The sequence below is a fragment of the Mycoplasma sp. 5912 genome, assembly GCF_054353835.1.
The window spans coordinates 1-3,544 of sequence record NZ_JBTHHI010000019.1; the positions used below are offsets into that span (position 1 = coordinate 1).

Genomic DNA, 3,544 nt, shown 5'->3' on the forward strand with positions numbered 1-3,544 from the left:
CCTCTCGGGTGTTTTAACCAATTTTCTTGTTCTTTAAATCTTCACGGAACTGTGCTTGTATATTGTATGCCCTAAAGTTTCCTTGCTTGTTTTTTATATATTTTTCAAATTCTGGAGAGTCTATTTTTTTGATATGTTCGTAGATTTTACCCAATCTACCATTTTCGCTTCATCTAGATTCTTCTAGATCTCATAATTCATCAAAGATGCGTTCAATTTTATTATCTTTTGATATATGATAAGTATCCTTGAATGCTTGTTTTTTGTCTCTAATTTCTTTGCTTTTAATTGAATTAGCAAGACCTTCTGTTCCTTGCAGTTTAATTATCTCTGTATTAAGAAGTCCACTATCAAACATGTTTTTAATTTTTAAGATTATCCCTTTTGTTTCTGGATCAAGATATGCCAGTGTTTCGTTAAATTTGTATTCATCGTTTTTTAGATATTTATCATATTCATTTTGTTTTTTGTAATTATGATTAAGGAAGTATTTATCAAAATACTTTCAATCTATAATTTGCTCATATACATTAGCATTTGATGCTCATTCTATATCGGATTCGTTTAATGTTAAATCTTCTGGTTCATTTTTGTTTATTGATGTGCTTTTTAGCACACTACGATCAATTTCTTTAAATCTCAATGATAATTTATCGATATTATTTTTATTGATTATACCATTTAGCTTATCATAAACATCGACTCTTAAAATTGATAATGCAGTAATGTTTTTTCGCATTTGTGCATAATGTTTGATAAAACTTCTTAATTGAGTTCTTAAAGTTTCATCAGGATTTTTTAAATCAAAAAACGGAACTTGTGCAAAGGTAGGTTCATTTCATTGTGAAAAAATACCAAAAATATGTGCATAATCTTTTTTAACTGCTTCTAATAAAACATCCTCTTTATCATAACTTATATCTTCTTCTTTTACACCTGAATATATTTTAAGAGCATTTTCTAAATTAATTTTCATTATTTCAGGTTGACGGTAGAAGTATATAGAACCAAATGGTTTATCATTATTATCTAAACGGTTTGTCCGCGACATAGATTGAATAAGTTGTTCGTTTTCTTGGATTTTATCAAAGAAAACAGTATTAATGTATTTTGAATCATAACCAGTAAGCATTTGGTTTACTACAATTAATAAATCCAAAACCACCTTTTTATTCGGATCTCTTTTTTTGAAAATATCAGAAACAACTATTTTAAAATTATCTTTTAAATTGCTGGTTTGAACAAGATTGTTATTTTTATAATCTTGTTCAAACTTTTGATAAATTTCATTCAAAGCTTTTTCTTTGTCGGAATTAAAGTTGAGTTTGTTTTTAATATAGTATGTAATATCATTAGGATCATTTCAATTGTTTTCTTGGTATTGTGAATTTAACTCATCATTCATCTTTTCTAATTCTTTATCTGTATATTTTGTTTTAGCAACGGCATTGATAAGTTCTTTAAATTCATATATATAGTTTTTAGGTTCCTGGATAAATTTGATAGCGAACTTTTTAATTATTTCGTTATTATTTTGTCCATATACTTGTTCAGAGGAGTCAAGATTGGGATCAAAAAGAGCCGTTACCTTAAATTTCTCAACATAGTTATCATATTTTTTCTTGAGTTTTTGAAAAATTTTAAAATACTCAATAGCATCCTTAATGCTTTTGGTAGCTAAAATAGCAGAGTATTTACGATTACCACTAGTACTGTTTCAATTTTTTAGTATATCATGAGCAACTAACATTTTAAAATATTTGTTATCATAGTAACCTTTATCTTTTAATCATTCTTCAATTGTTAGGGTATCATCTTTATTTTGCAGATTACCTTTATGTTTGATTAAATTTCAAATCTTCACATCCTTTGCAGATATTTCTTTATTTTCAATTAATAATTCTATTTCATTAGCAGAGAATTTTTTATTTGGATTATTTTTATTAGCTACAACACAGTTATAAAAAAACATAGGTAAGTATTTTTGTTTAAAATCGATATAGTGATTGTAAAATCTTAATACATTTCCATCTTCTAATCCATCTTTGATGGTATATTGATGTAGTTGTTTACCAAAAACCTGTTCAGTTGTTAAATCATTTTTTTGATTTACATCTTGAATCGGTGTTCCAGTAAAACCGATAAAGATTCCATTGGTAAATACTTCTTGTATTTTTGCAATCATTTCTCCATAAACACTGCGATGTGCTTCATCGAAGATTAAAGCAATTTTATCTTTATCTGAAAAATAGTTTTTTGTAATTTTTGAGAGTTTTTGAATTGATGTAATAATAATAGTAGCGAACATATTACTTTTTTGTGAAATCTTCTTAAGCTCTTTTTCTAAGTGTGAAATCTTAGATGTATTTTCTACTTTTATTTTATCTTCACTACTTTTAGAAAAATTAGAAAATTCATTGAAACTTTGTTGGTTTAAATCGATCCGATCAACTACAAAAATAACAGTTGAAACAATTTTTCGCTTCAATAACACGTTTGCTGTTTGAAAACTGGTTAAAGTTTTTCCTGATCCGGTTGTATGTCAAATAAATCCACATTTATTATCTTTTGTTGACTTAATTTTTTCAATTTGGTCCAAAATAGAACGAATAGCATAAAATTGGTAATTACGAGTTATAAACAACTTGTTATCTTTAATAATTGTTCCATTTGAAATAAGATTATGTGCTTCTGGTATTTTAAAGAACAAACTAATTATTTCATCTAGTTGATGAACAATTTGGTTGTTATGATTTTTTCAATATCTAAATGAATTAATATCGAATTCATAAAAATCATCAACTCTTGCTGCATACTCCATATTATTTTCAGTCATTGCAACAATAACTTGTACAAAATTTAATACACCTGTATTAAATACTCCTGCTTTTCCGTAATTAATAAGTTGATGTTTAGCATCTTGAATTCCTGATGCAATTTGCTTCAATTCAAGACAAAATAAAGGTAATCCGTTTATTAATAATAAAACATCAATTCTTTTTCTAACACCTTCGATATTAATTTGTCTAGCAGTTTGATAGATAGTATCTCCACCTCTTATTTCTTTATTACTGAATATTTTAAGGTTAACTGATTGTACTTTATCTTCTTCTGAAAGTTCTGGATTGGTTCTTTTTATTGATACTGTTTCACCTTGTAAAAAAGCAAAAAAGTCTTTGATTTTATAACTTGATTTAAAGATAATGTTTTTTAATTCATCGAATTCATCATTATCTAAAGGAACATTTTTAAGAGTGGCTTTATTTATTTCAAATAAAATATTTCTTCAGTTTTCTTCTAAATCTTTAGTTGAAATATTTTCAAGAGTATCCTTGATATTTGAGTTTTGGATTTTTTTATTATTTCATCCGTAGTTCTTAAGTTTTTGTATTAAAGATTTTTCAAATTCAAGTTCATTATTAAATTTTTCCATTATATAAACATCCTTTCTAATAATTTTTTCTTAATGTTTTTAATTATTTGTAACTGACGCTGATGAAGTGAAAGGATGGAGTCTAAGGAAGTGAAAAGATGAGAGATTTTT

1 protein-coding gene is annotated in these 3,544 nt (G+C 26.0%); it reads right to left on the reverse strand.

Going from position 1 to position 3,544, the window contains the following annotated elements; all coding sequences use genetic code 4:
* Positions 1-13 precede the first annotated feature (13 nt).
* A complete protein-coding gene (locus tag ACXYRP_RS04145; RefSeq protein WP_458615281.1) occupies positions 14-3,433 on the reverse strand; it encodes a DEAD/DEAH box helicase family protein in 3,420 nt (1,139 codons plus the stop codon).
* Positions 3,434-3,544: the final 111 nt, after the last annotated feature.